The 24306-nt window shown below is 59.8% G+C and carries 28 protein-coding genes; 16 read left to right on the plus strand and 12 right to left on the minus strand.

The features are described from left to right. Positions 1–9: 9 nt before the first annotated feature. The 7 genes from ribBA to HDC32_RS27830 all read left to right on the plus strand — a co-directional run bounded on the left by ribBA (position 10) and on the right by HDC32_RS27830 (position 5110). Entirely contained in the window at positions 10–1101 is a 1092-nt protein-coding gene (gene ribBA, locus HDC32_RS27800) for a bifunctional 3,4-dihydroxy-2-butanone-4-phosphate synthase/GTP cyclohydrolase II (protein WP_131700317.1), read from the plus strand. A gap of 88 nt (positions 1102–1189) precedes the next feature. Next, entirely contained in the window at positions 1190–1666 is a 477-nt protein-coding gene (gene ribE / locus HDC32_RS27805; protein WP_003176356.1) for a 6,7-dimethyl-8-ribityllumazine synthase, read from the plus strand. After that, entirely contained in the window at positions 1663–2163 is a 501-nt protein-coding gene (gene nusB, locus HDC32_RS27810; protein WP_053138236.1) for a transcription antitermination factor NusB, read from the plus strand. Before ribE ends, nusB begins: the two co-directional genes overlap by 4 nt. Positions 2164–2181: 18 nt before the next feature. Further along, positions 2182–3147, plus strand: a complete 966-nt coding sequence (gene thiL, locus HDC32_RS27815) for a thiamine-phosphate kinase (protein ID WP_184746271.1) — start codon at positions 2182–2184, stop codon at positions 3145–3147. A 144-nt stretch (positions 3148–3291) separates the two neighbouring features. Continuing rightward, positions 3292–3909 carry a GTP cyclohydrolase II gene (ribA, locus tag HDC32_RS27820; protein WP_065924905.1) on the plus strand — a complete coding sequence of 206 codons (618 nt, stop codon included), beginning with the start codon at positions 3292–3294 and terminating at the stop codon, positions 3907–3909. Then, positions 3906–4325 (plus strand): nuclear fragile X mental retardation-interacting protein 1, encoded by a 420-nt coding sequence (locus HDC32_RS27825; RefSeq protein WP_131700315.1) that lies wholly within the window; start codon positions 3906–3908, stop codon positions 4323–4325. The genes ribA and HDC32_RS27825 overlap by 4 nt, the downstream gene beginning before the upstream one ends. Beyond that, positions 4322–5110: a cobalamin-binding protein gene (locus tag HDC32_RS27830; protein ID WP_184746272.1), complete on the plus strand. Its 789-nt coding sequence runs from the start codon at positions 4322–4324 to the stop codon at positions 5108–5110. Before HDC32_RS27825 ends, HDC32_RS27830 begins: the two co-directional genes overlap by 4 nt. A gap of 18 nt (positions 5111–5128) precedes the next feature. On the opposite strand, the gene HDC32_RS27835 is transcribed toward HDC32_RS27830, so the two are convergent. The 9 genes from HDC32_RS27835 to ycaC all read right to left on the minus strand — a co-directional run bounded on the left by HDC32_RS27835 (position 5129) and on the right by ycaC (position 14503). Next, complete coding sequence (locus HDC32_RS27835) at positions 5129–7018, minus strand: TonB-dependent receptor domain-containing protein (protein WP_184746273.1); 1890 nt, start codon at positions 7016–7018, stop codon at positions 5129–5131. 79 nt (positions 7019–7097) lie between these two features. Next, on the minus strand, positions 7098–8996 hold the full coding sequence (gene dxs / locus HDC32_RS27840; RefSeq protein WP_184746274.1) for a 1-deoxy-D-xylulose-5-phosphate synthase: 1899 nt from the start codon (positions 8994–8996) through the stop codon (positions 7098–7100). Positions 8997–9106: 110 nt separating this feature from the next. Continuing rightward, a complete protein-coding gene (gene ispA, locus HDC32_RS27845) occupies positions 9107–9994 on the minus strand; it encodes a (2E,6E)-farnesyl diphosphate synthase (protein WP_184746275.1) in 888 nt (295 codons plus the stop codon). After that, positions 9991–10233, minus strand: coding sequence for an exodeoxyribonuclease VII small subunit (locus HDC32_RS27850; RefSeq protein WP_003176346.1), 243 nt, complete (start codon positions 10231–10233; stop codon positions 9991–9993). Before HDC32_RS27850 ends, ispA begins: the two co-directional genes overlap by 4 nt. A 74-nt stretch (positions 10234–10307) precedes the next feature. Continuing rightward, complete coding sequence (locus HDC32_RS27855) at positions 10308–11447, minus strand: Fic family protein (RefSeq protein WP_184746276.1); 1140 nt, start codon at positions 11445–11447, stop codon at positions 10308–10310. A 153-nt stretch (positions 11448–11600) separates the two neighbouring features. Beyond that, the gene (locus tag HDC32_RS27860; RefSeq protein WP_260403780.1) at positions 11601–12632 is read right to left on the minus strand and encodes a hypothetical protein; all 1032 of its coding nucleotides are present in this window, start codon (positions 12630–12632) and stop codon (positions 11601–11603) included. A gap of 134 nt (positions 12633–12766) precedes the next feature. Then, complete coding sequence (locus HDC32_RS27865) at positions 12767–13147, minus strand: MerR family transcriptional regulator (RefSeq protein WP_184746278.1); 381 nt, start codon at positions 13145–13147, stop codon at positions 12767–12769. Beyond that, a complete protein-coding gene (locus HDC32_RS27870; protein ID WP_184746279.1) occupies positions 13086–13730 on the minus strand; it encodes an NAD(P)H-dependent oxidoreductase in 645 nt (214 codons plus the stop codon). Before HDC32_RS27870 ends, HDC32_RS27865 begins: the two co-directional genes overlap by 62 nt. A 140-nt stretch (positions 13731–13870) precedes the next feature. Next, positions 13871–14503 (minus strand): isochorismate family cysteine hydrolase YcaC, encoded by a 633-nt coding sequence (gene ycaC, locus HDC32_RS27875; protein WP_027605204.1) that lies wholly within the window; start codon positions 14501–14503, stop codon positions 13871–13873. Between the two features lie 369 nt (positions 14504–14872). On the opposite strand from ycaC, the gene HDC32_RS27880 reads away from it, so the two are divergent. The 8 genes from HDC32_RS27880 to HDC32_RS27915 all read left to right on the plus strand — a co-directional run bounded on the left by HDC32_RS27880 (position 14873) and on the right by HDC32_RS27915 (position 20899). Further along, positions 14873–15454: a YjfI family protein gene (locus HDC32_RS27880; RefSeq protein WP_131700307.1), complete on the plus strand. Its 582-nt coding sequence runs from the start codon at positions 14873–14875 to the stop codon at positions 15452–15454. A gap of 17 nt (positions 15455–15471) precedes the next feature. Further along, positions 15472–16170, plus strand: coding sequence for a PspA/IM30 family protein (locus HDC32_RS27885; protein WP_131700306.1), 699 nt, complete (start codon positions 15472–15474; stop codon positions 16168–16170). Positions 16171–16227: 57 nt separating this feature from the next. Continuing rightward, complete coding sequence (locus HDC32_RS27890) at positions 16228–16788, plus strand: rhomboid family intramembrane serine protease (protein WP_145336769.1); 561 nt, start codon at positions 16228–16230, stop codon at positions 16786–16788. A 72-nt stretch (positions 16789–16860) separates the two neighbouring features. Next, positions 16861–17895, plus strand: a complete 1035-nt coding sequence (locus HDC32_RS27895; protein ID WP_145336767.1) for an ion channel — start codon at positions 16861–16863, stop codon at positions 17893–17895. Continuing rightward, positions 17882–18556 (plus strand): DUF2491 family protein, encoded by a 675-nt coding sequence (locus HDC32_RS27900; protein ID WP_131700303.1) that lies wholly within the window; start codon positions 17882–17884, stop codon positions 18554–18556. The genes HDC32_RS27895 and HDC32_RS27900 overlap by 14 nt, the downstream gene beginning before the upstream one ends. A 15-nt stretch (positions 18557–18571) precedes the next feature. Beyond that, positions 18572–19000, plus strand: a complete 429-nt coding sequence (locus HDC32_RS27905) for a DUF350 domain-containing protein (protein ID WP_024077626.1) — start codon at positions 18572–18574, stop codon at positions 18998–19000. 18 nt (positions 19001–19018) lie between these two features. Further along, positions 19019–19729, plus strand: coding sequence for a DUF1190 domain-containing protein (locus HDC32_RS27910; RefSeq protein ID WP_131700302.1), 711 nt, complete (start codon positions 19019–19021; stop codon positions 19727–19729). Positions 19730–19741: 12 nt separating this feature from the next. Then, the gene (locus tag HDC32_RS27915) at positions 19742–20899 is read left to right on the plus strand and encodes a glutathionylspermidine synthase family protein (RefSeq protein WP_145336765.1); all 1158 of its coding nucleotides are present in this window, start codon (positions 19742–19744) and stop codon (positions 20897–20899) included. 90 nt (positions 20900–20989) lie between these two features. Here HDC32_RS27915 and HDC32_RS27920 read toward each other — a convergent pair whose 3' ends face one another. From HDC32_RS27920 to HDC32_RS27930, 3 genes are read right to left on the minus strand one after another with little or no spacing between them, the layout of a single operon-like run. Then, positions 20990–22078 (minus strand): macro domain-containing protein, encoded by a 1089-nt coding sequence (locus HDC32_RS27920; protein ID WP_184746281.1) that lies wholly within the window; start codon positions 22076–22078, stop codon positions 20990–20992. Further along, positions 22075–22719 (minus strand): DUF4433 domain-containing protein, encoded by a 645-nt coding sequence (locus tag HDC32_RS27925; RefSeq protein ID WP_184746283.1) that lies wholly within the window; start codon positions 22717–22719, stop codon positions 22075–22077. Before HDC32_RS27925 ends, HDC32_RS27920 begins: the two co-directional genes overlap by 4 nt. After that, entirely contained in the window at positions 22716–23288 is a 573-nt protein-coding gene (locus HDC32_RS27930) for a DarT ssDNA thymidine ADP-ribosyltransferase family protein (protein WP_145336759.1), read from the minus strand. Before HDC32_RS27930 ends, HDC32_RS27925 begins: the two co-directional genes overlap by 4 nt. 497 nt (positions 23289–23785) lie before the next feature. Between HDC32_RS27930 and HDC32_RS27935 the strand changes: the two genes are divergently transcribed. Then, a complete protein-coding gene (locus HDC32_RS27935) occupies positions 23786–24022 on the plus strand; it encodes a hypothetical protein (protein WP_184746285.1) in 237 nt (78 codons plus the stop codon). Positions 24023–24306 lie beyond the last annotated feature (284 nt).

Genomic DNA, 24306 nt, shown 5'->3' on the forward strand with positions numbered 1-24306 from the left:
GGGTGCCCTGTGGCGCTCAATAGCATCGAAGAGCTGGTTGAAGACATCCGCCAAGGCAAGATGGTCATCCTGATGGATGACGAAGACCGCGAAAACGAAGGCGACATCATCATGGCCGCCGAGGCCTGCAAGCCTGAGCACATCAACTTCATGGCCAAGCACGCCCGTGGGCTGATCTGCATGCCCATGAGCCGAGAGCGCTGCGAGTTGCTCAAGCTGCCGTTGATGGCGCCGCGCAATGGTTCGGGATTCGGCACCAAGTTCACCGTATCGATTGAAGCGACCACCGGTGTCACCACCGGCATTTCCGCCGCCGACCGTGCCCGCACCGTGCAAGCCGCTGCCGCCAAGGACGCCAAGGCCGAAGACATCGTCAGCCCCGGCCACATCTTCCCGTTGATGGCTCAACCGGGCGGCACCCTCGCTCGCGCCGGCCACACCGAAGCCGCCTGCGACCTGGCGCGCATGGCCGGTTTCGAGCCGAGCGGCGTGATCTGCGAAGTGATGAACGACGACGGCACCATGGCCCGTCGCGCCGAACTCGAAGCCTTTGCTGCCGAACACAACATCAAGGTCGGCACCATTGCCGACCTGATTCACTACCGGATGATCCACGAACGTACCGTTCAGCGGATTGCCGAGCAGCCACTGGACAGCGAACTGGGCCAATTCAATTTGGTGACCTACCGTGATTCGGTGGAAGGTGACGTGCACATGGCCTTGACCCTGGGCAGCATCTGCGCCGACGAGCCGACCCTGGTGCGCGTACACAACATGGACCCGCTGCGCGACCTGCTGATGGTCAAGCAACCGGGCCGCTGGAGCCTGCGCGCCGCCATGGCCGCGGTGTCCGAGGCGGGCAGCGGTGTGGTGCTGCTGCTGGGTAACCCGGTGGATGGCGACGTGTTACTCGCGCATATTCGCGAAACCGCCGAGCAAACCCAGGTGAAAACGCCGACCACCTACAGCATCGTCGGTGCTGGTTCGCAGATCCTGCGTGACCTCGGTGTGCGCAAAATGCGCTTGATGAGCGCACCGATGAAATTTAATGCGATATCCGGATTCGATCTGGAAGTTGTAGAATACGTGCCCTCCGAATAAAGGCCGGCGCTTTTTGCCCCTTGTTTGCGGTTAAATCATCACTGAGGGACGCACTTTTCGCGTCCCGGCTCTTTAAGAGATTTGTCGAATGACCCTGAAGACCATCGAAGGTACCTTCATCGCCCCCAAAGGCCGCTATGCCCTGGTGGTTGGCCGCTTCAACAGCTTCGTGGTTGAAAGCCTGGTAAGCGGTGCCGTGGATGCCCTGGTTCGCCACGGTGTGAGCGAGAGCGACATCACTATCATCCGCGCCCCTGGCGCCTTCGAAATTCCACTGGTTGCGCAAAAAGTTGCTCAACAGGGTGAATACGCGGCGATCATCGCCCTGGGCGCGGTCATTCGTGGCGGTACGCCGCACTTCGAATACGTGGCCGGCGAATGCACCAAGGGCCTGGCCCAGGTGTCCATGGAGTTCGGCGTGCCAGTCGCTTTCGGCGTACTGACTGTTGATTCCATCGAACAAGCCATCGAGCGTTCCGGCACCAAGGCCGGCAACAAAGGCGCTGAAGCTGCCCTGTCCGCGCTGGAAATGGTCAGCCTGCTGTCGCAGTTGGAGGCCAAGTGATTTCCGACGAGAGCGATCGTTTCAACCCACGTGACGAGCGTCCAGCGGACGCCGGCAAACCGTCGAAAAGCGAAAAGCGCCGTGCTGCCCGTCAGCTCGCGACCCAGGCGCTGTACCAGCGTCATATGGCCGGCACTTCGCTGAACGAGATCGAAGCGCAATTTCGCGTCGATAACGACTTCACGTTTGCCGACCAGAGCTACTTCCACGACATCCTGCACGGTGTGCCGGCCAACCTGGACGAGATCGATGCTGCGTTGTCGCCGTGCCTGGACCTGACCCTCGAAGAGCTGGACCCGGTTGAACTGGCCGTACTGCGCCTGTCCACCTGGGAGCTGCTCAAGCGCGTCGACGTGCCGTACCGCGTGGTGATCAACGAAGGCATCGAACTGGCGAAAGTCTACGGTTCGACCGACGGTCACAAGTTCGTCAACGGCGTGCTCGACAAGCTGGCCCCGCGCCTGCGTGAAGCCGAAGTGAAGGCGTACAAGCGCTAACCTGCGCTTGAGTCCTGAATGGGCGAGTTCGAGCTGATCCACAAGTATTTCGCCGCCGCGCCGTGTGCGCAGGGCGGCGAGGGCATTGCCTTGGGGATCGGCGACGACTGCGCCTTGCTGGCGCTCCCCGCCGGGGAGCAGCTGGCAATTTCCACCGATACCTTGGTGGCCGGCGTGCACTTTGCCGACCCCTGTGACCCGTTCCTGCTCGGCCAGCGCTCGCTGGCCGTGGCGGTCAGCGACCTGGCCGCCATGGGCGCCCACCCCCTCGCGTTTACCCTCGCACTCACCACGCCGACCGTCGATGCCGATTGGCTGCAACGCTATGCCCAGGGTTTGAACGCCATGGCGCAAAGTTGCGGTGTGGGCCTGGTGGGCGGCGACACCACACGCGGCCCGCTGAGCCTGACCCTGACCGTGTTCGGGCGGGTACCGGCAGGCCAGGCGCTGACGCGCAGCGGTGCGCAGCCGGGTGACCTGCTGTGTGTGGGCGGCGAGTTGGGCAACGCCGCCGGTGCCTTGCCGCTGGTATTGGGGCAGCGCAGCGCCGACGCAACGATTGCCGAACCACTGCTGGCCCATTACTGGTCGCCCCAGCCCCAGTTGGCCTTGGGGCTGGCGCTGCGGGGCAGGGCGACGTCTGCGATGGATATCTCCGACGGGCTTCTGGCTGATTGCGGGCATATCGCCAAGGCCTCGGCTGTCAGCCTGTTGATCGAGCGCCAGGCGCTGCCATTGTCCAAGGCCTTGCTGGCGTTTGTCGGGGATGACGCGGCGCGGGTGGCCGCACTCAGCGGTGGCGACGACTACGTACTGGCGTTCACCCTGCCGCCCCTGGAACTTGCGCCATTGCTGGCCGGCGGCTGGCCGATCCACGTGATTGGCCGAGTCGAGGCGGGGAAGGGTGTCACGTTGCTCGACACCAACGGGCAGGACATCACCCCGGCCGTACGTGGCTATCAGCACTTTCGCGAGACGCCCTGAATAGGCTGCCGCGCTCCTACATAGAATCAACACAAAGGCCAATCAAACCGATTGATCTTTATCAGCGATAATTCAGCTTAAGCGTCTGCAGGAACGTGCTGTTACAATGGCCACCTTTGTAAAAACTGAAATCAGGAGCACACGGTGCCCGTCGTTTTCGTCGCTGCTTCCAAGCTGCCTACCCCTTTTGCCACGTTCACCATGAGCGGCTTTCTCGAAGAAGCCACCGGGCGCGAACACGTTGTGCTCAGCCTGGGCGACATCGCCGATGGCGCACCGGTTCTCGGTCGTGTGCATTCCGAGTGCCTGACCGGCGACGCGCTGTTCAGCCAGCGCTGTGACTGCGGCTCGCAACTGGAAGCCGCGATGCGCGCCATCGCCCGTGAAGGCCGTGGTGTGCTGCTGTATTTGCGTCAGGAAGGCCGTGGTATTGGCCTGTTGAATAAGATCCGCGCCTACGAGCTGCAAGACGGCGGTGCCGATACCGTCGAGGCCAATGAGCGCCTGGGTTTCGCTGCCGACCAGCGTGACTACGCGATCTGCCTGCCGATGCTGGAGCACCTGGGTGTGAAATCCCTGCGTCTGATGACCAATAACCCGCGCAAGGTCAAAGCCTTGACCGAGATGGGCATCACCGTGGCCGAGCGTGTGCCGCTGCACACCGGGCATAACCCGCACAACAAACTCTACCTGGCGACCAAGGCCAGCAAGCTCGACCACATGATGGGCAACGAGCATCAGGGCGAGGTCGACCGCGCGTGACCCGGGGCCAGGTGAAGCGGCGACTGTCCTTCAGTTGGTGGCAGTACCTGGCCCTGGCGCTGCTCCCGCTGTTCGTGATCAACCTTGTATTTGGCCAGGCCGAGCCCATGCTGCCGGTGCTGGCCATGCCGTTCTTTATCGCCGGCGTGGCGTCGATGTTCCTCAGCCTGCGCTACTTCCATGGCTATAAACACGCCCTGATCGCCACCTCCAAAGCCCTTGATACTGCGGAAGAACCGGCTGCCTGGATCACCCTGGCGGCTCGTCGGCGTACGGCCTTGATGGTGGCTGCCGTACCGGCGTGGGTGGGCGCACTGGCGGTGTTCGTTGGCCTGGAAGCGGTGCCGCTTTTCCTGCTGGCGCTGTCGACGATGGTGTTGTTTTACCTCTACCGCATCCCGCGTCAGTTGGGATGATGCGCCGCTGGCTGGCGATTCTGCTGCTGGCATTCAGTGCCCAGGGCCTGGCGGTCGAACGTGTCGTCAGTCTGGCGCCTTCACTTTCTGAAATCGTGGCTGAACTGGGTGCTGCCGACCTGCTGGTGGGCGTGCTCGATGGCGGTGAGCGGCCAGCGGCGCTGGCGAACGTGCCGTCGGTTGGGCGTTATGGGCAACTGGACATGGAGCGCCTGCTCAGCCTCAGGCCCGACCTGATCCTGCTCTGGCCCGGCAGCGTCGGCCCCGCCCAGCGCGAGCAGCTGCAGCGCCTGAATATCCCGGTGTACGTCGCCGAACCCCATAGCCTCGAACAACTCACCACCCAGGTCCAGGCCATCGCCGAGCAACTGGGTCGTGCCGACGCCGGCCGGCAATTGGCTGCGCAACTGCGCCAGCGCCTGGCGCAGTTGCGTCAGCGTTATCAACGTGCTGAACCGTTGCGGGTGTTCTATCAGGTGTGGAATCAGCCGCTGTACACCGTGGGCGGTGGCCAGATCATCAGCGATGCGCTGAGCGTGTGCGGTGCGCGCAACGTGTTTGACGACCTGAAGCTACCCGCGCCACAGGTCAGCATCGAGTCGGTATTGCAACGTAATCCCGAGATGATTCTGGTAGGCGATCAGGCGCAGAAGGAAGCCTGGAGGGCCTGGCCAAGCATGGCGGAGCGGGTGCGGCTGGTTCCGGACAAAGGCCTGGAACGGCCCAGCGGGCAGATGCTGGAAGCGCTGGCGCGGCTGTGTCAGGTGATTGCTCCCAGCCGTTGAGACCAGCCCAGGCGACAATCAGATTTCAGGTGTCCAGGTCACGCCAAACATCCACACGCGGCCTTCTTCACGGTAATCGTGATTGTTGACGAATGCCGGATCGTCGTAGCTGTAGCGCGCCCGTGCATAGGACTTGTCCAGCAGGTTATCGACCTTCAGCGACAACGCTACTTCCCGCGTCACCGCCCAACTGCCACGCAGCCCGAGCAACCCATAGCCGCCCAGGCGGTGGGTGTTGTCTTCATCGTCATAGCTGTGGCTGATCGCCTGCCAACTGGCGCCCACGCCCACCTGATCGAATTGCCGGTCCAGGTCCAGGCTCAACGTGCGCCGCGCCCGGCGGGCCAGGGTGTGACCACTGTCGCGGTCGCGCGGGTCGATGAGCGACAGCCCGAGGTTTCCTTGCCAGCCGAACAGCTCCTGCTTGAGCGCCGCCTCAAAACCGTTGATGCGTGCCGACGCCACATTCTGTGGCTTGCCGGTTTGGTCGAGAATGATCGCATCGCTCAAATCGGTGCGGTACAGCGAGGCCTCCAGGCGCGTGCTGTCACTCAACTGGCTGCGCCACTGCAGTTCGTAGCTCTTTGAGGTTTCGGGCTGCAGGTTGGGGTTGCTGTACTTCGTGTCCGGGTAATAGAGGTCGTTGAAGGTTGGCGCGCGGAAGCCTTCGCTGTAGCTCAGCAGCAGGTCATTGTCGGGGTTGACCGGCAAGGTCAGGGTGCCGCTCCAGCTGTTCTGGCTGCCGAACTGCTGATTCTGGTCGTGACGCAGGCCCAGTTCGGTGGAAAACCACTCGCTGTGAAAGCGATGCTGCACAAAGGCGGCGCGGTTCCAGCGGCTGTTTTCGGTAAACGTGGTGGAACCGTGAAAGCGGTCTTCGTACCAGTCGCCGCCCAGGATCAGGCTGTTCTGGTCATCCAGGGTCAGATCGTTCTGCCAGTTGACCGAGTCACGGTAGGTGTTGAATACGCTGAAATCATCGCTGAGGGTGTCGCGCTTGGTATCGAGGTTCTCGCTGTGGCCCAGCTCCAGGCGCGATTGCCAGTGCTCATTGAGCATGGCGTCGACATAGCCGCTGGCGCTACTCACGGCGTAGTCGGTGTAGGGCTTCTGGCCGACGGTTTGCCTGCTGACGGGGTCGTAGCGGCCGAAGCTGTTGTCATACTCCGACTTGCCGCGGTTATCCAACAGATTGAAGCCCACCTCCAGCTCATCGCTGAGGGAATGGCTGAGGTTCAGGCTCACGGACTGGTTGCGATAAGCATCATGGTCGCCGTCGCTGGGGAACGACTGGTGGGTTGAGTTGATGCCGGCGGTTTCATCCAGGCTCGCGCCCAGGTTGAAGCGTGTCTGTTCGTCACCACCCGAAAGGCCGAGGCTGCGCTGCCAGGTGTTATGGCTGCCGAAGCCCAGTTTCACCCGCGGTTGCACGCCCTGCTCGGCATTGCGCCGGGTGAATACCTGGATCACCCCGCCGATCGCGTCACTGCCGTAGATCACCGAGCGCGAGCCGCGCAGTACTTCCACGCGCTCAATCTGGTCGACGTTGAGGTATTGCAGGCCGCTGTCGCCGGACGTCGTATTGGCGATGCGCTGGCCGTCTACCAGCACCAGGCTTTGGGCGGACTTGGTGCCCCGCAGGTAGATGCCCGGCAAACTGCCACGGCCACCGGAGGGGGCGACTTGTACACCGGGCACACGGCTGAGCAGTTCGGTAAGGCTGGTGGGTTGCAGGCGGTCGATGTCGTCGCGGGTGAACACGGTGTTGGCGGCGCTGCTGTCGTTGCGTGCCTGGACCTGGCGGTTGGCGCTGATGACCACGTCGGGGAGTTTCAGGGCGTTGTCGCGGGTGTCGGCGAGCAATTCAGGGGAGGGCAGAAGCAGCAGGGCAAGGTACAGGTGTTTCATGGGCTGTCCATAGCGCTTGAGGATGACGCAAATCAAATGTGGGAGGGGGCTTGCCCCCTCCCACATTGGGTCCCGGTTTCTACAGGCCCAGCAGCGTTAGGCGCTCGCGCACCGAAGCCTCGATCCCTGCTTCATCCAGCCCGCACTCAGCCAGCATCTGCGCCGGTTTGGCGTGTTCGACGTACGCATCCGGCAAGCCCAGGTGCAGCACTGACTTGAGGATGTTTTCCCGCGCCAGGAACTCACTGACTGCCGCACCGGCACCGCCCATGATGGCGTTTTCTTCGACGGTCACCAGCAGCTCATGACTGGCGGCGATTTCGCGGACCAGGGCTTCATCCAGCGGCTTGACGAAGCGCATGTCGACCACGGTGGCGTCGATCTTCTCGGCCACCTTGAGCGCTTCAGCCAATTGCACGCCAAACACCAGGAATGCAGCCTTGCTGCCCTGGCGACGCACAATGCCCTTGCCGATTTCTATAGGCTCCAGGTCCTTCTCGATCCGCGCATTCGGGCCGTTGCCCCGTGGATAACGCACGGCGGCCGGGCCGTTATACAGGTGGCCGGTGCTGAGCATTTTGCGCAGTTCGTTTTCGTCGCTCGGCGTCATCACCAGCATGCCGGGGATGCAACGCAAGTAGGACAAGTCGAAGCTGCCCGCGTGAGTCGGGCCGTCTTCGCCGACTAAACCGGCGCGGTCGATGGCAAACAGCACGTCGAGGTTCTGCACCGCGACGTCATGCACCAACTGGTCATAACCGCGCTGCAGGAACGTGGAGTAGATCGCCACGACCGGCTTGGCGCCTTCGCAGGCCATGCCGGCGGCGAAGGTCACCGCGTGCTGCTCGGCAATGGCCACGTCGAAATAGCGCAGCGGGAAACGCTCGCTGAACGCCACCAGGTCGGAGCCTTCCTTCATCGCCGGGGTAATGCCCACCAGGCGCGGGTCGGCGGTGGCCATGTCGCACAGCCATTCGCCGAACACGCCGGAGTACTTCGGCCCGCTGGCTTTTTTCGGCGCTGCGGCGGGAGCGTCCACCGGTTCGAGCTTTGTGATTGCGTGGTAGCCGATCGGGTCGACTTCCGCCGGCGCGAAGCCTTTGCCTTTCTTGGTGACGATATGCAGGAACTGCGGGCCCTTGAGGTCGCGCATGTTACGCAGCGTGGCAATCAGGGTCGGCAGGTCATGGCCGTCGATGGGGCCGATGTAGTTCCAGCCCAGTTCTTCGAACAGGGTGCCGGGGACCAGCATGCCTTTGGCATATTCTTCGGTACGCCGGGCAATTTCCCACGCGCCGGGCAGACGCGAGAGCACTTTCTTGCTGCCTTCGCGCATGCTGGCATAGGTGCGGCTGGAGAGAATCTTGGCCAGGTAATTGGACAGACCACCGACATTGCGCGAGATCGACATGTCGTTGTCGTTGAGGATCACCAACATGTTGGCGTCCACTTCCGGGGCATGGTTCAGTGCTTCGAAGGCCATGCCGGCGGTCAGCGCGCCATCACCGATCACGGCAATCGCCTTGCGGTCGCTGCCTTGCAGGCGGGCGGCAATTGCCATGCCCAGCGCTGCGCTGATCGAGGTGCTGGAGTGGCCGACGCCAAAGGTGTCGTACTCGCTTTCGGAGCGGCGCGGGAAGGCGGCAACACCGTCCTTCTGGCGCAGAGTCGCCATGCGCTCGCGGCGGCCCGTGAGGATCTTGTGCGGATACGCCTGATGGCCCACGTCCCAAACCAGCCGGTCATCCGGGGTGTCGAACACGTAGTGCAACGCGATGGTCAGCTCGATGACGCCCAGGCCGGCACCGAAATGCCCACCGGTCTGGCCGACCGTGTAGAGCAATTCCAGGCGCAACTCATCGGCCAGGGTTTCCAGCTCGGCTTCACCCAGACGACGCAGGCCGTCCGGCGTGACAGCACGGTCGAGCAGGGGCGTGGACGGGCGCTTGCGGGGAATCTCTTGAAACGTCGTGGGCATCAGGCGAATCGTTATAGGTATAGAAGAGGCGGCAGTTTACCTCAAGCATCGCAAACTGCCCACGCAGAGCGCCGAACTTGGCCGATATGCGGCTGCAATGGCCGCCGTAATCAGTGGCGGCGTTCGACGATATACCGCGCCAGGTCACGCAGCGGCTCGGCCGCCGCGTCGAAAGGTCGCAGGGCGTCCAGCGCCTGGTCGCGTAGTTCCAGGGCGTAGGCCTTGGCGGCTTGCAGCCCGAGCAGCGCAGGATAAGTCGGTTTGTCCCGTGCGATATCGGCGCCTTGGCGTTTGCCCAGGGTGGCGGTATCGCTTTCCACGTCGAGAATGTCGTCCTGCACCTGGAACGCCAGGCCAATGGCCCGGGAATAGGTCTGCAGCGCCGCCAACTGCGCGGCTTCGGCATGTCCGCTGGCCAGGGCGCCCAAGTGAACGGCGGCTTCGATCAGCGCGCCGGTCTTGTGGCGGTGCATGTGCTCAAGGGCTTTTTGATCCAGCTTGACGCTGACCGAACCCATGTCGATTGCCTGCCCGCCAACCATGCCCGCAGGGCCGGCAGCCAGGGCCAGGGCCGTGACCATGCGCAAGCGGATCTCGGCGTTGACGCTGCTCAAGCGTGGGTCCAGCAACGCGCTGAACGCCAGGCTCTGCAAGCCATCACCGGCGAGGATCGCATAGGCTTCATCAAAGGCTTTATGGGTGGTGGGCTGGCCGCGACGCAGATCGTCGTCGTCCATCGCCGGCAAATCGTCGTGTACCAGGGAATACGCGTGAATCAGCTCGACCGCACAGGCTGCACCGTTGGCCTGCTCGGCCGGCGCGCCCAGTGCTTCACAGGCCGCATATGCCAGCAGCGGGCGCACACGCTTGCCGCCATTCATCACGCTGTAGCGCATGGCTTCATAGAGGCGCTTCATTTCCGGGCTTGGCGCAACAAACAAGGGCTCCAGCGCCGTATTTACCCGGGCTTGGCTACTGGCCTGATACGCGTCGATCATTCCGGCTGTTCCGCATCGAAAGGTTCTTCGGCCAACTCCCCGTCACGCTCCAGCAACACCTGCACCTTCTGCTCCGCCTGCGCCAGCGCGCTCTGGCAGTCACGGGTCAGGCCGATGCCTTGCTCAAACGCCGTCAGCGAGTCCTCCAGCGACAACTCGCCGTTCTCCAGACGCTCGACCAATGTTTGCAGGTCGGCGAGGGATTGTTCGAAATCGAGTGCAACTTTTTTGCGGGCCATGGCGGCTATTCCGGTAGACGGTAAACCGGCGCGACACTAGCAGACATGGGGGATGGGGGCAAATGAGTGGGGCATTACTCGCCTGCTGTATTGACCTGATAACGCGTGCTGCGGCCGCCTCCGGGAAGACGAACCAAGCAGTTTTTTTTCAGCAGGTCAGCCAGGTGTCGCGTCGCTGTCGCCTTGGATACCTTTGCCTCCGCTTGGTACTGCGCTGCGCTGATGCCGTGTTCGAAGCCCTTCTCACCACCGTCGAGCAGGCGATTGAGGACCTTGATCTGTTCAGCAGACAAAGGGAGGTCGCGGTGTTGCTGCCAGAACCGACTCTTTCCCAGCACTCGGTCAATCCGCGCCATGGCCTGCTGCACGCTGCGTAACAGGGTTTTAAGGAACCACTCCAGCCAGTCAGTGATATCCAGTGAGGCCTTCTGGCTGGATTCCAGTGCGTTGTAGTAGCCGGTGCGATCTTCGAGGATGCTGGCTGACATGGCATAGAAACGGATGGCCTGGTGTTCACCCTGGGCCAGTGCCAAATCGGTGATAGCGCGTGTCAGGCGACCATTGCCGTCATCGAAGGGATGCAGTGTGACAAACCAGAAGTGCGCGACGCCGGCGCGTACCAGCGGGTCCAGTTCCGGCTGATCGCGGCTGGTTTCGAACCACTCCAGAAAATCCGCCAGTGCCTGCTCCAGTCCCAGACGTGGCGGGGCCTCGAAATGCACGGTCGGCCGATCAAGCTGGCCCGACACCACCTGCATCGGCTCATCCCCCCTCAATGACCCGATATTGAGCGCGCTGGCGGCATAGCCTGCTTCCGGGGCCGGGAACAATAAGTGATGCCAGTTCAATAAGCGGGCGAGGGTAAACGGCCGTGTGAATTGTTGAGTTGCATCCATCATCAACTCGGCGAGGCCTTCGCTGCGGCGGCTTACCTGACCGTCTGTCATCGCTTCCAGGCCCATCCGCCTTGCCAGGGACGAGCGCCCCGAGCCGACATTCAACTGCTCGCCTTCAATCGCCGAGGACGTCAGGATATTTTGCAGCAGCGCATCCAGTTCATTCTGTGCGCTGACTGCCTGGCTGACGGAGCCGAGCATGCCCAACAGCTTGCCCTGGGCGTGCCCGCACTCGCGCAGCAACGCCGCGAGGCGACCGGGTTGCCAATGGAAGTGCGGCCAGTCGGCGTGTTGCCAGATCCAGTGCGGATGAGCCATGGTGGAATGCCTGGGGTGCGTGAGCCGAATAAAGAGGTTATTCGGCTCATTTGGTGAGCCGATTGCGCTGGCTATTCGGCTCACCGTCTAGGGCTTAAGGTGCTCTTATATGACATGGGTAGTACGGGCTGAATGGTGAGCCCTACCTCTGGGTTACCACTGCCTTGGCGCAGAATACTGCCTGTGCTTTTTGCAATCGCTTAAACGCGCTCTAGAAATAGAGAAGTACACAACAGCCGCCTTAACAATTTGTGCGCCATACCTGGCCAGCCGCAGGCTCAAATACGCCACAGCTGCCGCCGGCAATGCGATGGTCAGCACCGCACCAATCACCAGGTCAATCAGCAACGACACCACAAAACCAGCAGCCACTTGCGCAATCTCACTGGGCGGCAATGCGTCCAACCAGATCATCGCCGTGCGCACCAGCAGGAACAGCGCCGCTTCATCACTGGCGAGCAACATCGCCTGTTCCATGACCTTGGGGGCGTTGGCGGCCAAATCCGCCAACTTGGCCGCTTCGGCGCCAAGCTGTTCGACGTATTTCAGAGGATCTTCAAGAATTGCCTGTACCAGTTGGATGCTGTCCCACGCCTCGCGAATCGCCGCCCAACTGCCCGCCAGCACGCCGCTGCCAATCGCACTGGCCGTCGACTGTTGCCAATGCGGCTTGAACCCTTCCCACTGCGACCGCAGCCATTGCTCCAGGTCTGCGGTCAGCCCGGCGTAGGACACAAACAACGCGTCCACCTGTTGTGCCGACACGCCGCCCTGCACCCGCACTTGGTAGCGCCCGCCCGCCACGCAAGGGTGCGAGCCTTTGCCCTGTTCATCGAGCATGACCACGGTCGAACTGCCGTCATCCAGCCCGATCACCTCAACCGGGATATCGCCAATCGGCACGTCATACACCGACTCGAACTTGCTTTCGATCTGCAACACACCGCCCGCCGGGCAACGGGCCACGGTGGAGAAGTCGGCATCGGAAAGACTCACGGAGCGTTGCGAATTCCCCGCTCGCAACACCCGATCCATCCCCAGCAGCGACGGTAAATCAGCGGCGTGGCTCACCGAGTCCAGCGCGCGCGAATACCAGGCCCTCAGCTGCTGGCGATACGTCACCAGGCTCTGATGGAAGCCATCTAGCTCATGTTCGATATGGGCAATGTGGGAAGCGTTGGTCATCCGTGACGTCTCGGCAGCAGGCAAGGCGTCGGAGTCTGCCGCAGCGAAAAGTGGCTGGATGAGCGGTTTGGAAAATCAGAATGGGCTTACGCGGGCAGCGAAAAAAACGCGTCAGTTCACCTTCAAAGGCTACTTCAAATAGCGATGCTACTCATTGACGAACAGTGTCCATGTACCTCTTTCAGCTGGCTCTCAAACTCAAGCAAGCCGGCCTGCACTCTCTGTAACTCGGCGATTTGTGCGGCCAGCTCGCGTTTCTTGCTGGCGATGGCCTGGTCTGCCCGCTCCCAAGGCAACGCATTGCCTTGGTGGCCGTGCAAAATTTCCTGCAACTCCTTGAGCTTGAAACCCAACTGCTGCGCACACTTGATAAACATCAGCAGCTCAACGCTCTGCTCCGAATAGACCCGGTATTGGCCCTGGCGCTGCGGCGTCGGCAGCAGGCCAATCGCTTCATAGTGCCGAATCGCCTTGATGGTTGTGCCCGACAATTGCGCGGCTTTGCCGATGTACATGAAAACTCCCTTTTCCCGCTAGTGCACTGGCTCGTGTCAGCCACCTGGCCCGCTGCCCCGGCGTAGAACCCAGTACTGCCCCCAGCAGTAACGTCTTGAGCGGCTTGATCCCGCAAAACGCCAAGGTGGTGCTGCGCATCTGATGCACGCCCGGCATGCGATAGAACCAGCGGTAATACCACGGCAGCGTATCCAGGGTCACTAGCAAGTGTGCGGTGCGGCCGTGCAGCAGCTTGTCAGGAAACAGCTTGCCCTCACGGTATTTGAAGGCAAAACCGGGTAGGAAAATGCGGTCGATAAAGCCCTTTAACAGCGCCGGGATGCCACCCCACCAAATCGGAAAGACGAACGTCAGATGAGTGGCCCAGAGGATGTCGGATTGGGCGCTGAGCAGGTCAGGTTCCAAAGGCTGGATTTCGCTGTAGCCGTTGTGAAGGATCGGGTCGAAAGCCAGATCGCCCAGGCGTAGGACGCGCACCTCATGGCCGGCGATTTTTGCCGAGTGGCTGTAGGTGTCTGCCAGGGCCGAACAGAAGCTGGTGGTGGACGGGTGGCCAAGGATGACCAGAATGCGTTGAGCCATGGGGCGTGACCTGAAAGTGAGGGCTTTCAGGGTAGGGTGTGCTGTATAGGGGAGAGTCAAGGGGGGACGCGCGTAGCCGCTGGCATAAAACAGCGAAAGCCTGCTTTTCAGGGCAGGCTTATCGCCGAATCTCGGCTGGCTTACTTCTGATGAGCCGTCAGCGCCGCATAACCATTCATCAAGTTGCGATAGTTGGGAATGCGCTGGGACAACAGGTTGCCCAGGCCTTCGATATCGTTGCGCCAGTCGCGGTGCAGCTCACACGCCACCGAGAACCAGTTCATCAACTGCGCACCGGCCTGGGTCATCCGGCTCCACGCCGCCTGCTGCACGGTGGTGTTGAACGTGCCGGACGCATCGGTCACCACAAACACCTCAAACCCTTCCGCCAGCGCCGACAGGGTCGGGAACGCTACGCACACATCCGTGACCACGCCGGCAATGATGATCTGCTTGCGGCCTGTGGCCTTGATCGCCTTGACGAAGTCTTCGTTGTCCCAGGCATTGATCTGGCCTGGGCGGGCGATGTAGGGCGCGTCCGGGAACATCTCTTTCAACTCAGGTACCAGCGGGCCGTTGGGGCCTTGTTCGAAGCTGGTGGTGAGGATGGTCGGCAGGTTGAAGAATTTCGCCAGGTCGGCCAGGGCCAGCACGTTGTTCTTGAACTCGTTGGGCGAGAAGTCCTGGACCAGGGAGATGAGGCCCGTCTGGTGGTCGACCAGCAGAACTACGGCGTCGTCTTTGTTCAAGCGGTTGTAGGTTGGAGTGCTCATGGTTGAATCCTTTTTTGTTTAGGTTGGTTGGGCGTTGCGTTCAACATGGGCGCAGATTAATGGGTGGGTGCTGGGGGATAAATCGGCTGGAATGGGTAATACCGTCAACTCAAAGGCGACAATTCATGAATTGTCAGTAGGACTGATCTTTTTAGCGGTCGGGAAAGTAAGTCAAAAAATCTCACGCGTGAGCTATTGAGTGTGGCAAAAAATGCCTGTAGATTTTCTCACGCGTGAGTTTTTCACAGCGAGGTCAGTACCATGGAAAGCAGCTCTCCATCGAGTTCGCCTAAAGGGCCCGATACCGATTCAGCAAGCCTCAAGGGAGAGCGCTTGAAGCCGTCCGCCAAAAAGCCATCGAGCTTTTACATGAAGCAGATGCGTGCAGGCCTGGCGGCCGCCGGCTACGTGAAACACGAGACTTGGGTGCTTCCCGAAAACCGAAGCCTGCTCAAGCAGATGGAGAAACAGCTTCGCCAGCCGATTCTGGCTGGCTCATTCATGTCGGAGAATTTCATGAGCGCAGGTACCAACTGGAATATCGATCGCCTCTTCACCGCTCTTCAGGCCCTGGACGACGTGGTGTCCCAGGACATTACGCTTTCTCTCGTTCAAGGCTCCGAGTCCAGCATCAAGCTGGAAATGAACGACTTCGGTGGCTTGCCGATTTACATCGCGGTGGTGGGCGAGCAGATCATCGTTGACACCGTCCTGGTCGATGTCGAGTCCATCAACGATGTCGCTAAATTCAATGACGCGGTGTTGCGCAGCCGGGAAATGTTCCCGCTGTCCTCCATCGGTATCGAGTCCATGCCTAACGGGCAAGTTGTCTACAACATGTTCGGTGCGTTGAGCTCCGACTCCAGCCTGACCAATATCGTCACCGAGGTGAAAACCCTGGTCGACAACGTGCAGCGCGCCAGCGAAGCCTTCGAACGTTTCTTCAATTAAGTATTCGGGAGTATCCAATGACTCAGTCCATCTGGAGCAAATTGTTCACCGCGCTGCGTGGCGGTGCCAACGAAGTCGGCGAATCGATCGTCGACCAACAAGCCCTGCGCATCCTCGATCAGGAAATTCGCGATGCCGACACCGCGCTGGCCAACGCCAAGCGTGAACTGGTCAGCATCATGGCCAAGCACAAATTGGCGACTGATCGCGTCAACGAGTACGACGCCAAGATCAAGGACCTGGAGTCCAAGGCAGTGGCTGCCCTGCAGGCCAATCGTGAAGACCTCGCCCTGGAAGTGGCCGAAGCCATTTCGAGCCTGACCAACGAGCGGGATGTCGAGCATAAGCAAGCCACCGAGTTCGGTGGCTATGCGGAAAGCATGCGCAAGGACATCACCAAGGCCGAAAGCCGGATCAAAAGCCTGCGCCAGCAAGTGGATATGGCCAAGGCGCGCGACAGCGTACAGAAGGCCCAGGTCAGCGCCTCCATCGCCAGCGGCGGTGCCAACGGCAAGCTGGAAACCGCCGTCGGTACGCTGAATCGTTTGCAGGCCAAGCAGCAGCAACGCGCTGCTGAACTGCAAGCCCAGGATGAGCTGGTTGAGGCGTCCACGGGGACCGACCTGGAGCGCAAGCTGCGTGACGCCGGCATCACGCCGAACGAAGGCAGCGCCAATGCGATTCTGGAGCGTCTGAAGCAAAAGTCGGCGGAGTAAGCAACGTCGCCGCAGGAAGGGCAGTGTCTGCCCTTCTTTTTTTACGTCGAGGTCAGGATGGATGCCCTGAAGGGTTTCAAGACAATCGCAGGCTTGGCCTTCTTCATGGTCGTGCTGCAACTGCTCAATGTGGCGACCGGTTACAGCCTCATGGCGTTCGGCCTGATCCCGAGAACGCTGCAGGGGCTGCCGGGCATCCTCACCTCACCGTTTTTGCACGGCTCGTTCGCCCACCTGAGCGCGAACCTGGTTGCCTTTTTGATCCTGGGCACCCTGGTGATTATCGAAGGGCTCAATCGCTTCGTTACCGTCAGTGCGATCATTATCCTGCTGGGCGGTTCGCTGGTCTGGCTGTTCGGTTTTGCGGGCATACACGTGGGGGCCAGCGGCTGGGTATTCGGGTTATGGGCCTATTTGTTGTCTCGCGCCTGGTTCCACAGGAGCTGGAGCAACCTGATAACGGCCGCTGTCGTAGCGGTACTGTATGGCGGCCTGATCCTTGGCTTCCTGCCTCGTCAGGGTGTTTCCTTCGAGGGGCATCTGTTTGGTGCATTCGCTGGATTTATTGCAGCCAAGGTACTTCTCTCCAAGCCACGCAGCAGGTTTAATGCCGGCTGAACGCACTTGAGCATCCACACGTCGAGGCGATGGCGTCATCGGGAATCAAGTACCCAGGGAGTCAGGGACGGAATGTCGATTTTTCTTTTGCTGCGCATGTACGCCTCCTCCCTCTTTCACCGTTTCGGCTGGGCAGGCCTGGTCGTTGCCTTGGGTGTACACCTGAGCACGGCTTATCTGGGCCTGGTGGTTCTGGGCGAACAACACCTCACCGCGCCCGCCACGTTCGTTTACTTCTATCTCACCACTACGCTGACCGTCGGCTATGGCGACCTTGCGCCACAGACCTCGGCGGGGCGCGTGTTCGTGGCAACCTGGGTCATGCTCGGGGGCATTGCGCTGCTCACGGCAGCCATCGGCAAAACCACCAGCACTGTCATCGATGCATGGAGAAAAGGCATGAAGGGCAAAGGCGATTTCACCGGCAAGGTCGGTCATACCGTGCTCATTGGCTGGGAGGGCGCGTCCAGTGAGCGGGTCATCGAGTTGTTGCTTCAAGACGAAACCTCGAACGACAACCTGATCGTCATCTGCGATTGCACCCTCGAAGAAAACCCGATGCCGGGCAAAGCGGCGTTCATCCGTGGTGAAAGCCTGTCTTCCACAGCGTTATTGCTGCGTGCCGGTGTGCCCGGCGCCGAGCGTGTACTGGTGCGAACCCCCTCCGACGATCTGACGCTGGCCACCGTGCTGGCGGTGAATCAATTGAGTCCGGTTGGGCATGTCGTCGCCCACTTCAATGAAAGTGAAATTGCCGCACTGGCCAGCTCCTACGCGCCCAGCCTGGAGTGCACGTCAAGCATGGCCATCGAGATGTTGGTGCGCGCCTCTCAGGATCCGGGCTCGTCGGTGGTCATTAATGAGCTGCTGTGCGTGGGGCAGGGTGCCACCCAATACCTGATGAAATTGCCCGAGGCCTTTGAGGCCACGTTCGGCGATCTGTACACCCAAATGAAAGAGCGCCACAACGCCACCCTCATCGGCTATCGCGCCAAGGGTGCGTCGCAACCGTCGATCAACCCGCCCAGCGCCACGCGCGTTGAAGGCGGCGAACTCTTCTACATCGCCTCCACCCGCCTCAAGGAAATCTCCAATGGGATGGTTTAAACAGTTGATGGGGCTTGAGGCCCCGCAAGCGAATACACACTCGAAAGGCGCCGCCGCCGAACCCCTGCCGACCACCGGGCCGCTGGGCCTGGCACCGGGCAAAGGCGTGATATTCGACGCGACCCTGAAGTTGTTGCTCGACGGGAAAACCACGGTGGTTATCCCCGGCTCCCAGGAAGTCTGGAGTAACGGCACCGTTGACCTCGGGCAGTCGACCTGGCTGTCGCGCTATTACATGAATGACGAAGATTACTGGCTGCAGGTGCACACCACGGGCGATATCGCCGGGCAGGTCGAGTCTGTGATCCTGTTCAACTACCTCAGTTACGTCACCCTCAGCAGCGAAGCTGAACTGCGTCGGCTGGCGGGGCCGCAGAGTCCGATCGGGTTGCCGACTTATACCCACAATGGCGTTGAATACGCGCGCGTGTGGGGCAGCGAGGAAGGCCAGACAGAATTGGTGGCCATGAGCGAGCACGTGATAAACCCCGAGGATTCCTACAACGTCGAGCACCGTTCGATGCTATATGCCCGTGACACAGGCCTGACCGATCGACGCGAGTTTCTGCTGTTCTCTGTCGAAGAAGACGCTGAAGGCACCGTCAGCCTGAGCACGTCGCTGGGCATTTCGCTGTACACAACCGACTTGAATGCGCTCTAAAAAAGGAAGAAGTCCATGCTAGAAGCTCTCTCCATCTCCCTGAACAAAGCCGCCGTAGTCGGGTTTGTCACCTACATTCTAGGGGCGGCGGTGCTGTTTGCGCTGTTCCAGTTCATCTACACCCGCGTCACCCCGCACAAGGAGTTCGAGCTGATCCGGGCGGGCAACGTTTCCGCGGCAGTCGCCCTGGGCGGCGCCATCGTCGGTTTCGCCATTCCGGCCAGCAACGTGATTGCCTACTCGATCAGCATCCTCGACTTCGTCGTCTGGGCGGTGATCGCAGCCGTCGTCCAACTGTTGGCGTTTCTGCTGACCAGCCTCGTGCTTAAAGGCACTTCCGAGCGCATCAAGAGAGGCGAGCTCGCAGCGGGCATCTACGTGGCCGCCGTAGCCATCAGCGTCGGCATGTTGAATGCCGCCTGCATGACGCCTACCCAGAACTGATTGCGCACGGAGCTCCCGATGAAACGAAGCAAGTACGTCCAGCTTTCGCTGGCAGCGTCGGTCGCCATGGCGATATCCGGCTGTGGGCCGACGGAAAAAACCTACGATTTGCAGAAGAAGTACAACTTCCAGTCGGTGCAGCAATGTGCCGATGAAAAGCTTCCGGTGGACGTCTGTTCGGACGCCTACATGACCGCCATGGCCGAGCATCGCCGCATCGCCCCGGTATACGCCAGCCAGGCCGATTGCGATGCCGACTTTGTCGCCGGCTGGTGCCAGCTGGACTCCAATGGCCAGTTCATTCCTAAGCTGGGCGGTTTTGAACTGACCGCCGAAGGCCAGGTGACACAATCCCAGGTAGACGCTGCCAACGCTCAGGCGGGTAACGCTCAGGCAAGCGGCGGCTCAGGTTTTTCCACCAGCAGCCTGCTGACCGGTCTGCTGATCGGCAACATGCTGAGCAGCAATCGCAACAGCTACCGCTCTGAGCCCGTATACCGCTACCGCGATGATCGCGGCAACTACGGCAACTCGACGCTCAATCAGCGTGTCTCCAATGGCGCGACGTTTGGCCGCTCGAATCAGGCCCGTTACGGCAGCAGCAATTACACCAACACGCTGCGCTCCTCCAGCCAGTCGAGCTCCGTGGCGTCGGCCACCTCCCGTGGCGGCTTCGGCAGCAAGGCCAGCGCACGCAGCGGCTGGGGCGGCGGCGGGTCGAGCAGTTAAGGAAACCGGGCCATGAAGAAAATCCATTGCGCAGAGCGTGATGACTGGAAACAGACGGCTGAAAACCTTGGCTTTCTGTTCCATACCATCGACAACGAACCCTACTGGGACGAGAGCGCGTATTACCAGTTCACGCTCAAGCAAATCGAGCACGACCTCGAAGACCCGACCACCGAGATCCACGACATGTGCATGGACCTCGTCGCCCGCGTGGTCCAGAGCGAAGAGCTGCTCGAACGCCTGAGCATTCCCGCGCCCTTCTTCGACATGATCAAGACCTCTTGGCTCGAAGGCCACCCGCACCTGTACGGGCGCATGGACTTCTCCTACAACGGCACCGGCCCCGCCAAACTGCTGGAACTCAACTACGACACACCGACCAGCCTCTACGAGGCGGCGGCGTTTCAGTGGGGCTGGCTGGAGCAATGCATCGAACGCGGCTTGCTGCCCAAGCATGCCGACCAGTTCAACAGCATCGACACCAAACTGCACCAGGCTTTCGCCCAACTGCAGGTCAACCAGCCGTTCTACTTCGCCTCAATGAAAGACTCGGTCGAAGACAAAGGCACCACCGACTACCTGCGCCTCGTCGCGGAAAAAGTCGGCATCGAATCACGCCACATCGACATCGAAGACATCGGCCTGACCGGCGAAGGCCGCTTCGTCGACCTCCAGGACCGCTGGATTCCCCACCTGTTCAAACTGCACGCCTGGGAATTCATCTTCCACGAACCCTTCGGCGCCGCGATTGCCGAGAGCGACACACAGTTTTTCGAGCCTGCGTGGAAATCCATCATTTCCAATAAAGGCATCCTGCCGCTGCTGTGGGAATTCAACAAAGGCCACCCGAATTTGCTCGCGGCCCACCTAGATACCGAACCGGGTAAAGCTGTGCCGAAGGGCTGGGTGCGCAAGCCGTTTTTCTCGCGGGAAGGGGCGAATATCGAGCTGCAAACGGCTGATGGGCTGATAGTGAAGGAGGACGGTCCCTACACGGATGCGCCGTTTATTCTTCAGGAGTTTGCGCCGTTGCCGCGGTTTGGGGACAGCTATACGTTGATTGGGTCTTGGGTGATTGGGGACCAGGCGGCGGGGATTGGAGTGCGGGAGGATAATAGTTTGATTACCAAGGATTCGAGCCGGTTTTTGCCGCATTTGATATTGGATTGAAACAGCCTGCTGGGCTTCTCAGTCAGTACTGGCACGACACGGCTCAACCGATTGGCTAAATGCCCGCGTCAGCGGGCAAATTTCTGATTCTCAGCAGGTAGCCATCTGAGCATTTGAGTGGTTATGCGTAAGTCGTTTGAGTGCGATCTCAAGCGCTTGGTCGTCGAACAGTTTGTTCTTGCGAGCCCCAGCACCGGCTCCGCCCTCCCATTGCTTCAATGCCTCGCGCATAGCAGGGACGCTAGGGGAGATATTTTTCTGGCTCAGCAACCAATCGACTGTCGCCAGCAACTCCATACCAAACGGTGACTCAAAGCCGTCAATCAATTCGGCAGTGCACTCCAGGGCTTCGGAATATTCCTTGGCTTCTGTTTTAAGATAGGTTTGTAGAAAGGCTTTGCGGTCTTGGTCGAACCAGATTACATCACTGTTTTCCGCATCACCGATGCGCTTATCGCAGTGCAGATAACTACCGTCCAGGTTGTTAAGCAGATGTTCCAACCGATTGGCGTACGGCCCGTACTTATGAGCAACGAACTTAAGGTCCAGCGGGTTCTTGAGGTCTGGCCGCTTCTCAATAGCACGCTCCAGGAACCAGGCCAGCTTTTGAATCTCAAGCAGGCTGCATTCCATTCCTAACACCCAGTATCGCCGAACCAGTTCCGCAATAAGTGCGCGGGCTGGTGTGAGCTTCTCCACGCCGCTCCGTTTGGCGACATTCAGGTACTGATTGGAAGGCTCAAACACAAGTACATCAACATCCAGATCACTCAAGACATCAACGATCTGTTCGCGAACGTCTGGCCATTTCAGGCCGCCGTTACCTGCACCTAAGGGGGGGACCGCCACAGACTTCACATGGTTTTCGATCAAAAAACGACGTAGATCGTGTAGACCCTCTGTTATCCATGCCATCTGTGATGGTGATCGCCAGTGACGTTTGGTCGGGAAGTTAACGATCCAGCGAGGACCGTCCAATTCGTTGACCGCAGTCACGTGAACTTTTCCGGTCTCTACCTCGCCAGCCTTACAGGCTGCCGCGTACAAGCGATAGTTTTCTGCAAAGCGCTCTTTGAACATCAGCGCGATGCCCTTGCCCATCACGCCCACAGTATTCACCGTGTTGACGAGGGCTTCGGTGTTGGCTTCCAGAAGGTTGCCTTGGGTGAATCTGATCATTGGAAATACCATCCCGGACGCGCATGTACAGACAACGTCAGGCCTCTGGCGGCAACGTCCTGCTCTATGCGTTCTTTCATCGCATCGGTGTAACACATGATGCCAAGGAGTCCTGTAATCGGTAGGTGGTGGTAAATCAGCGCTTCAGCCTGATAACGCTCCATTTTGCGAGGGTCATCGGGGTCACGTTTGAAGTCACGCCGTTGAAGGATAGACCAATCGATCTCGTGGAGATTCGTCAGATCGCTGTAATAGTCTGTCCAATCCGGGTACGCATGTGCGTTTGTGAAGACGAACGGTAGGCCAAGCTCGGCGACGCGTGGCAGGCTGGAGACCAGAATCACAATCTCGTCATTGCTGCGCTGCTGAACGCTCCATCCCGACTGGATGTTTTTCATCATTACAGAGAAAGGCGTGAAGTAGAAGGGCACGTAGTCGGCCAACACGCCTGCAGGTGCGATAGGAACGCAGCGAGTGCGGCGTTTGTCGATTAAGTCAGCATTGCCGATGTTCACGTACTGCGGTGCCTGCACCTCGGAGCTGGCGCAGTGCAGGCCGTTGTCCAGAATCCAGGGCAGATTGTCGCGATGAACGATCCGCCAGATCAGAGCCTTTTCTGGATTCAGGTTGCTATAAATCATCTAAGAAACATGCCTCGATTCACTCCGATTTGTACATTAACGCCTGCCTCGCGCATTTTAGACTCGCAGAGGGCTTCTACTTCTGCATTAGAAACAAAAACCTTGAAGAAATCGTTAGGGGAAACTACATCGGGCGATAGGCATTCAGCCATGCAGATGCTCTTGCATTGTGGGTCATGGTAGTCCCTGGCATTCATGAGCTCCCAATTGATCGCCTCGAAGCCCTCAGCATAATCGAGCAACTGAATGGCATCGTTAGCCAATGGATGGTGGGGAATGACTTTCCATTGCTTTCTAATTGCCAGGTTTCGATGAACCGTAATCACGACAAATTGAGCGTCAGGCCTTCTGCGTTGAACGCTTCCATCGAACGGGTTTGCGGCAAACCAGTGGAAAGGTACGTACTGCTCTAGTGCGAGACCTTGTCGTTTTTTCAGAATCTCGGCATCAGCCACATCTTCGAACGCCTTGAGCTGCGCTCGCGGTTTAAGTCCGCTCTGAAAAATACTGCTCAGGTTTTCCAGTGAAGTGAGGTGATAGAGGAGTTTTTGTTCCTTGATATCCGGCATATCGGTCTCCTTGACCTGTGTATGAGCTGAAGTCGTTTCATTCCTGCTCGCTCATCAGTTGGCAGGATGAGATAAGCGATTCTATTGTGGCATCACTTTGACATGTAATGGCCGTACGTATCATGGAGGACTGCTGAAAAATCATAGGAGTCAGCAGTCCCACAGCGTTCTCGAATTCGTTGTGCCAGCAGGTTAGATCCCTTTCATTTGCGGGACATTTCCTAGAAAATCCCAGCCGCTTGCGCTAGCGAAAATGCACGACTAGGCTGCGAATCGTCGCTGCACATTCAGCGATCGGGTTTAGTCGCCCGGATTCGATTGGCGCATAAGCAACTCATGAGTCAGGCCCCTTCGCCTGCATCTTATGGTGGCTGTGCGCAGGGCACCTCCGGGTGCGCCGGGTTTCCAATCGACCGGTCGACTAACCTGCGTACAGCTGCCACCTTTCGTTTAGTCGCGGTTAGTGGCAGCTCCAAATTATCGATTGGAGGTTTGCTATGGATAACGTTGTTGCGGATTCGCCGTCATCGGGTGCGACCTACCCTTTTGTTGTCAATGAAGAATTGAGCTTTGAGGATGCCTGGGTGCGTGTGGCTGAGTTGCTGCAGTGTGCGGTGGCTACATCGCAAGTGCTCGGTGAGCCATTGGGTGCGCCGCAGAGAGCGGTGATGCATTTGGTGGAGATGGCAAAGATGGTAGCGGAACGGGCTGTGGAGTGTATGCAGCCCGCGTAAGGCGACTGAGAGAAGGGCAGGGTATAGCAACCCGCTTTTGATTACTCAATTGTCCAATAGCTGTTGGACAATTGAGTAACGATACTTATCAGGCATTAAAAAGCCGGCTTGTGGCCGGCTTCTCTGTGACCGCCTCAGCTTGTTTTTGACAAACCTCAGCAGCCTTCAAATCGCTCAGCCCACATTGCGTCGGGCTGAATAGTAGGGGCATCCGCGGGAAATCCTCCGCATCGCCGAGCAGGGTGGTTAGCGCAACGCAACCCCCTGCCAAATGTGCGGCGCAT

The sequence above is a fragment of the Pseudomonas sp. JAI120 genome, assembly GCF_014207255.1.
Lineage (GTDB): Bacteria > Pseudomonadota > Gammaproteobacteria > Pseudomonadales > Pseudomonadaceae > Aquipseudomonas.

Excerpts from the sequence above, each read along its gene's own strand:
- ribE (WP_003176356.1), top strand. The coding sequence starts at position 1,190 with ATGACCCTGAAGACCATCGAAGGTACCTTCATCGCCCCCAAAGGCCGC.
- thiL (WP_184746271.1), top strand. The coding sequence starts at position 2,182 with ATGGGCGAGTTCGAGCTGATCCACAAGTATTTCGCCGCCGCGCCGTGT.
- HDC32_RS27830 (WP_184746272.1), top strand. The coding sequence starts at position 4,322 with ATGATGCGCCGCTGGCTGGCGATTCTGCTGCTGGCATTCAGTGCCCAG.
- HDC32_RS27835 (WP_184746273.1), bottom strand. The coding sequence starts at position 7,018 with ATGAAACACCTGTACCTTGCCCTGCTGCTTCTGCCCTCCCCTGAATTG.
- dxs (WP_184746274.1), bottom strand. The coding sequence starts at position 8,996 with ATGCCCACGACGTTTCAAGAGATTCCCCGCAAGCGCCCGTCCACGCCC.
- ispA (WP_184746275.1), bottom strand. The coding sequence starts at position 9,994 with ATGATCGACGCGTATCAGGCCAGTAGCCAAGCCCGGGTAAATACGGCG.
- HDC32_RS27850 (WP_003176346.1), bottom strand. The coding sequence starts at position 10,233 with ATGGCCCGCAAAAAAGTTGCACTCGATTTCGAACAATCCCTCGCCGAC.
- HDC32_RS27855 (WP_184746276.1), bottom strand. The coding sequence starts at position 11,447 with ATGGCTCATCCGCACTGGATCTGGCAACACGCCGACTGGCCGCACTTC.
- HDC32_RS27860 (WP_260403780.1), bottom strand. The coding sequence starts at position 12,632 with ATGACCAACGCTTCCCACATTGCCCATATCGAACATGAGCTAGATGGC.
- HDC32_RS27865 (WP_184746278.1), bottom strand. The coding sequence starts at position 13,147 with ATGTACATCGGCAAAGCCGCGCAATTGTCGGGCACAACCATCAAGGCG.
- HDC32_RS27870 (WP_184746279.1), bottom strand. The coding sequence starts at position 13,730 with ATGGCTCAACGCATTCTGGTCATCCTTGGCCACCCGTCCACCACCAGC.
- ycaC (WP_027605204.1), bottom strand. The coding sequence starts at position 14,503 with ATGAGCACTCCAACCTACAACCGCTTGAACAAAGACGACGCCGTAGTT.
- HDC32_RS27880 (WP_131700307.1), top strand. The coding sequence starts at position 14,873 with ATGAAGCAGATGCGTGCAGGCCTGGCGGCCGCCGGCTACGTGAAACAC.
- HDC32_RS27885 (WP_131700306.1), top strand. The coding sequence starts at position 15,472 with ATGACTCAGTCCATCTGGAGCAAATTGTTCACCGCGCTGCGTGGCGGT.
- HDC32_RS27890 (WP_145336769.1), top strand. The coding sequence starts at position 16,228 with ATGGATGCCCTGAAGGGTTTCAAGACAATCGCAGGCTTGGCCTTCTTC.
- HDC32_RS27895 (WP_145336767.1), top strand. The coding sequence starts at position 16,861 with ATGTCGATTTTTCTTTTGCTGCGCATGTACGCCTCCTCCCTCTTTCAC.
- HDC32_RS27900 (WP_131700303.1), top strand. The coding sequence starts at position 17,882 with ATGGGATGGTTTAAACAGTTGATGGGGCTTGAGGCCCCGCAAGCGAAT.
- HDC32_RS27905 (WP_024077626.1), top strand. The coding sequence starts at position 18,572 with ATGCTAGAAGCTCTCTCCATCTCCCTGAACAAAGCCGCCGTAGTCGGG.
- HDC32_RS27910 (WP_131700302.1), top strand. The coding sequence starts at position 19,019 with ATGAAACGAAGCAAGTACGTCCAGCTTTCGCTGGCAGCGTCGGTCGCC.
- HDC32_RS27915 (WP_145336765.1), top strand. The coding sequence starts at position 19,742 with ATGAAGAAAATCCATTGCGCAGAGCGTGATGACTGGAAACAGACGGCT.
- HDC32_RS27920 (WP_184746281.1), bottom strand. The coding sequence starts at position 22,078 with ATGATCAGATTCACCCAAGGCAACCTTCTGGAAGCCAACACCGAAGCC.
- HDC32_RS27925 (WP_184746283.1), bottom strand. The coding sequence starts at position 22,719 with ATGATTTATAGCAACCTGAATCCAGAAAAGGCTCTGATCTGGCGGATC.
- HDC32_RS27930 (WP_145336759.1), bottom strand. The coding sequence starts at position 23,288 with ATGCCGGATATCAAGGAACAAAAACTCCTCTATCACCTCACTTCACTG.
- HDC32_RS27935 (WP_184746285.1), top strand. The coding sequence starts at position 23,786 with ATGGATAACGTTGTTGCGGATTCGCCGTCATCGGGTGCGACCTACCCT.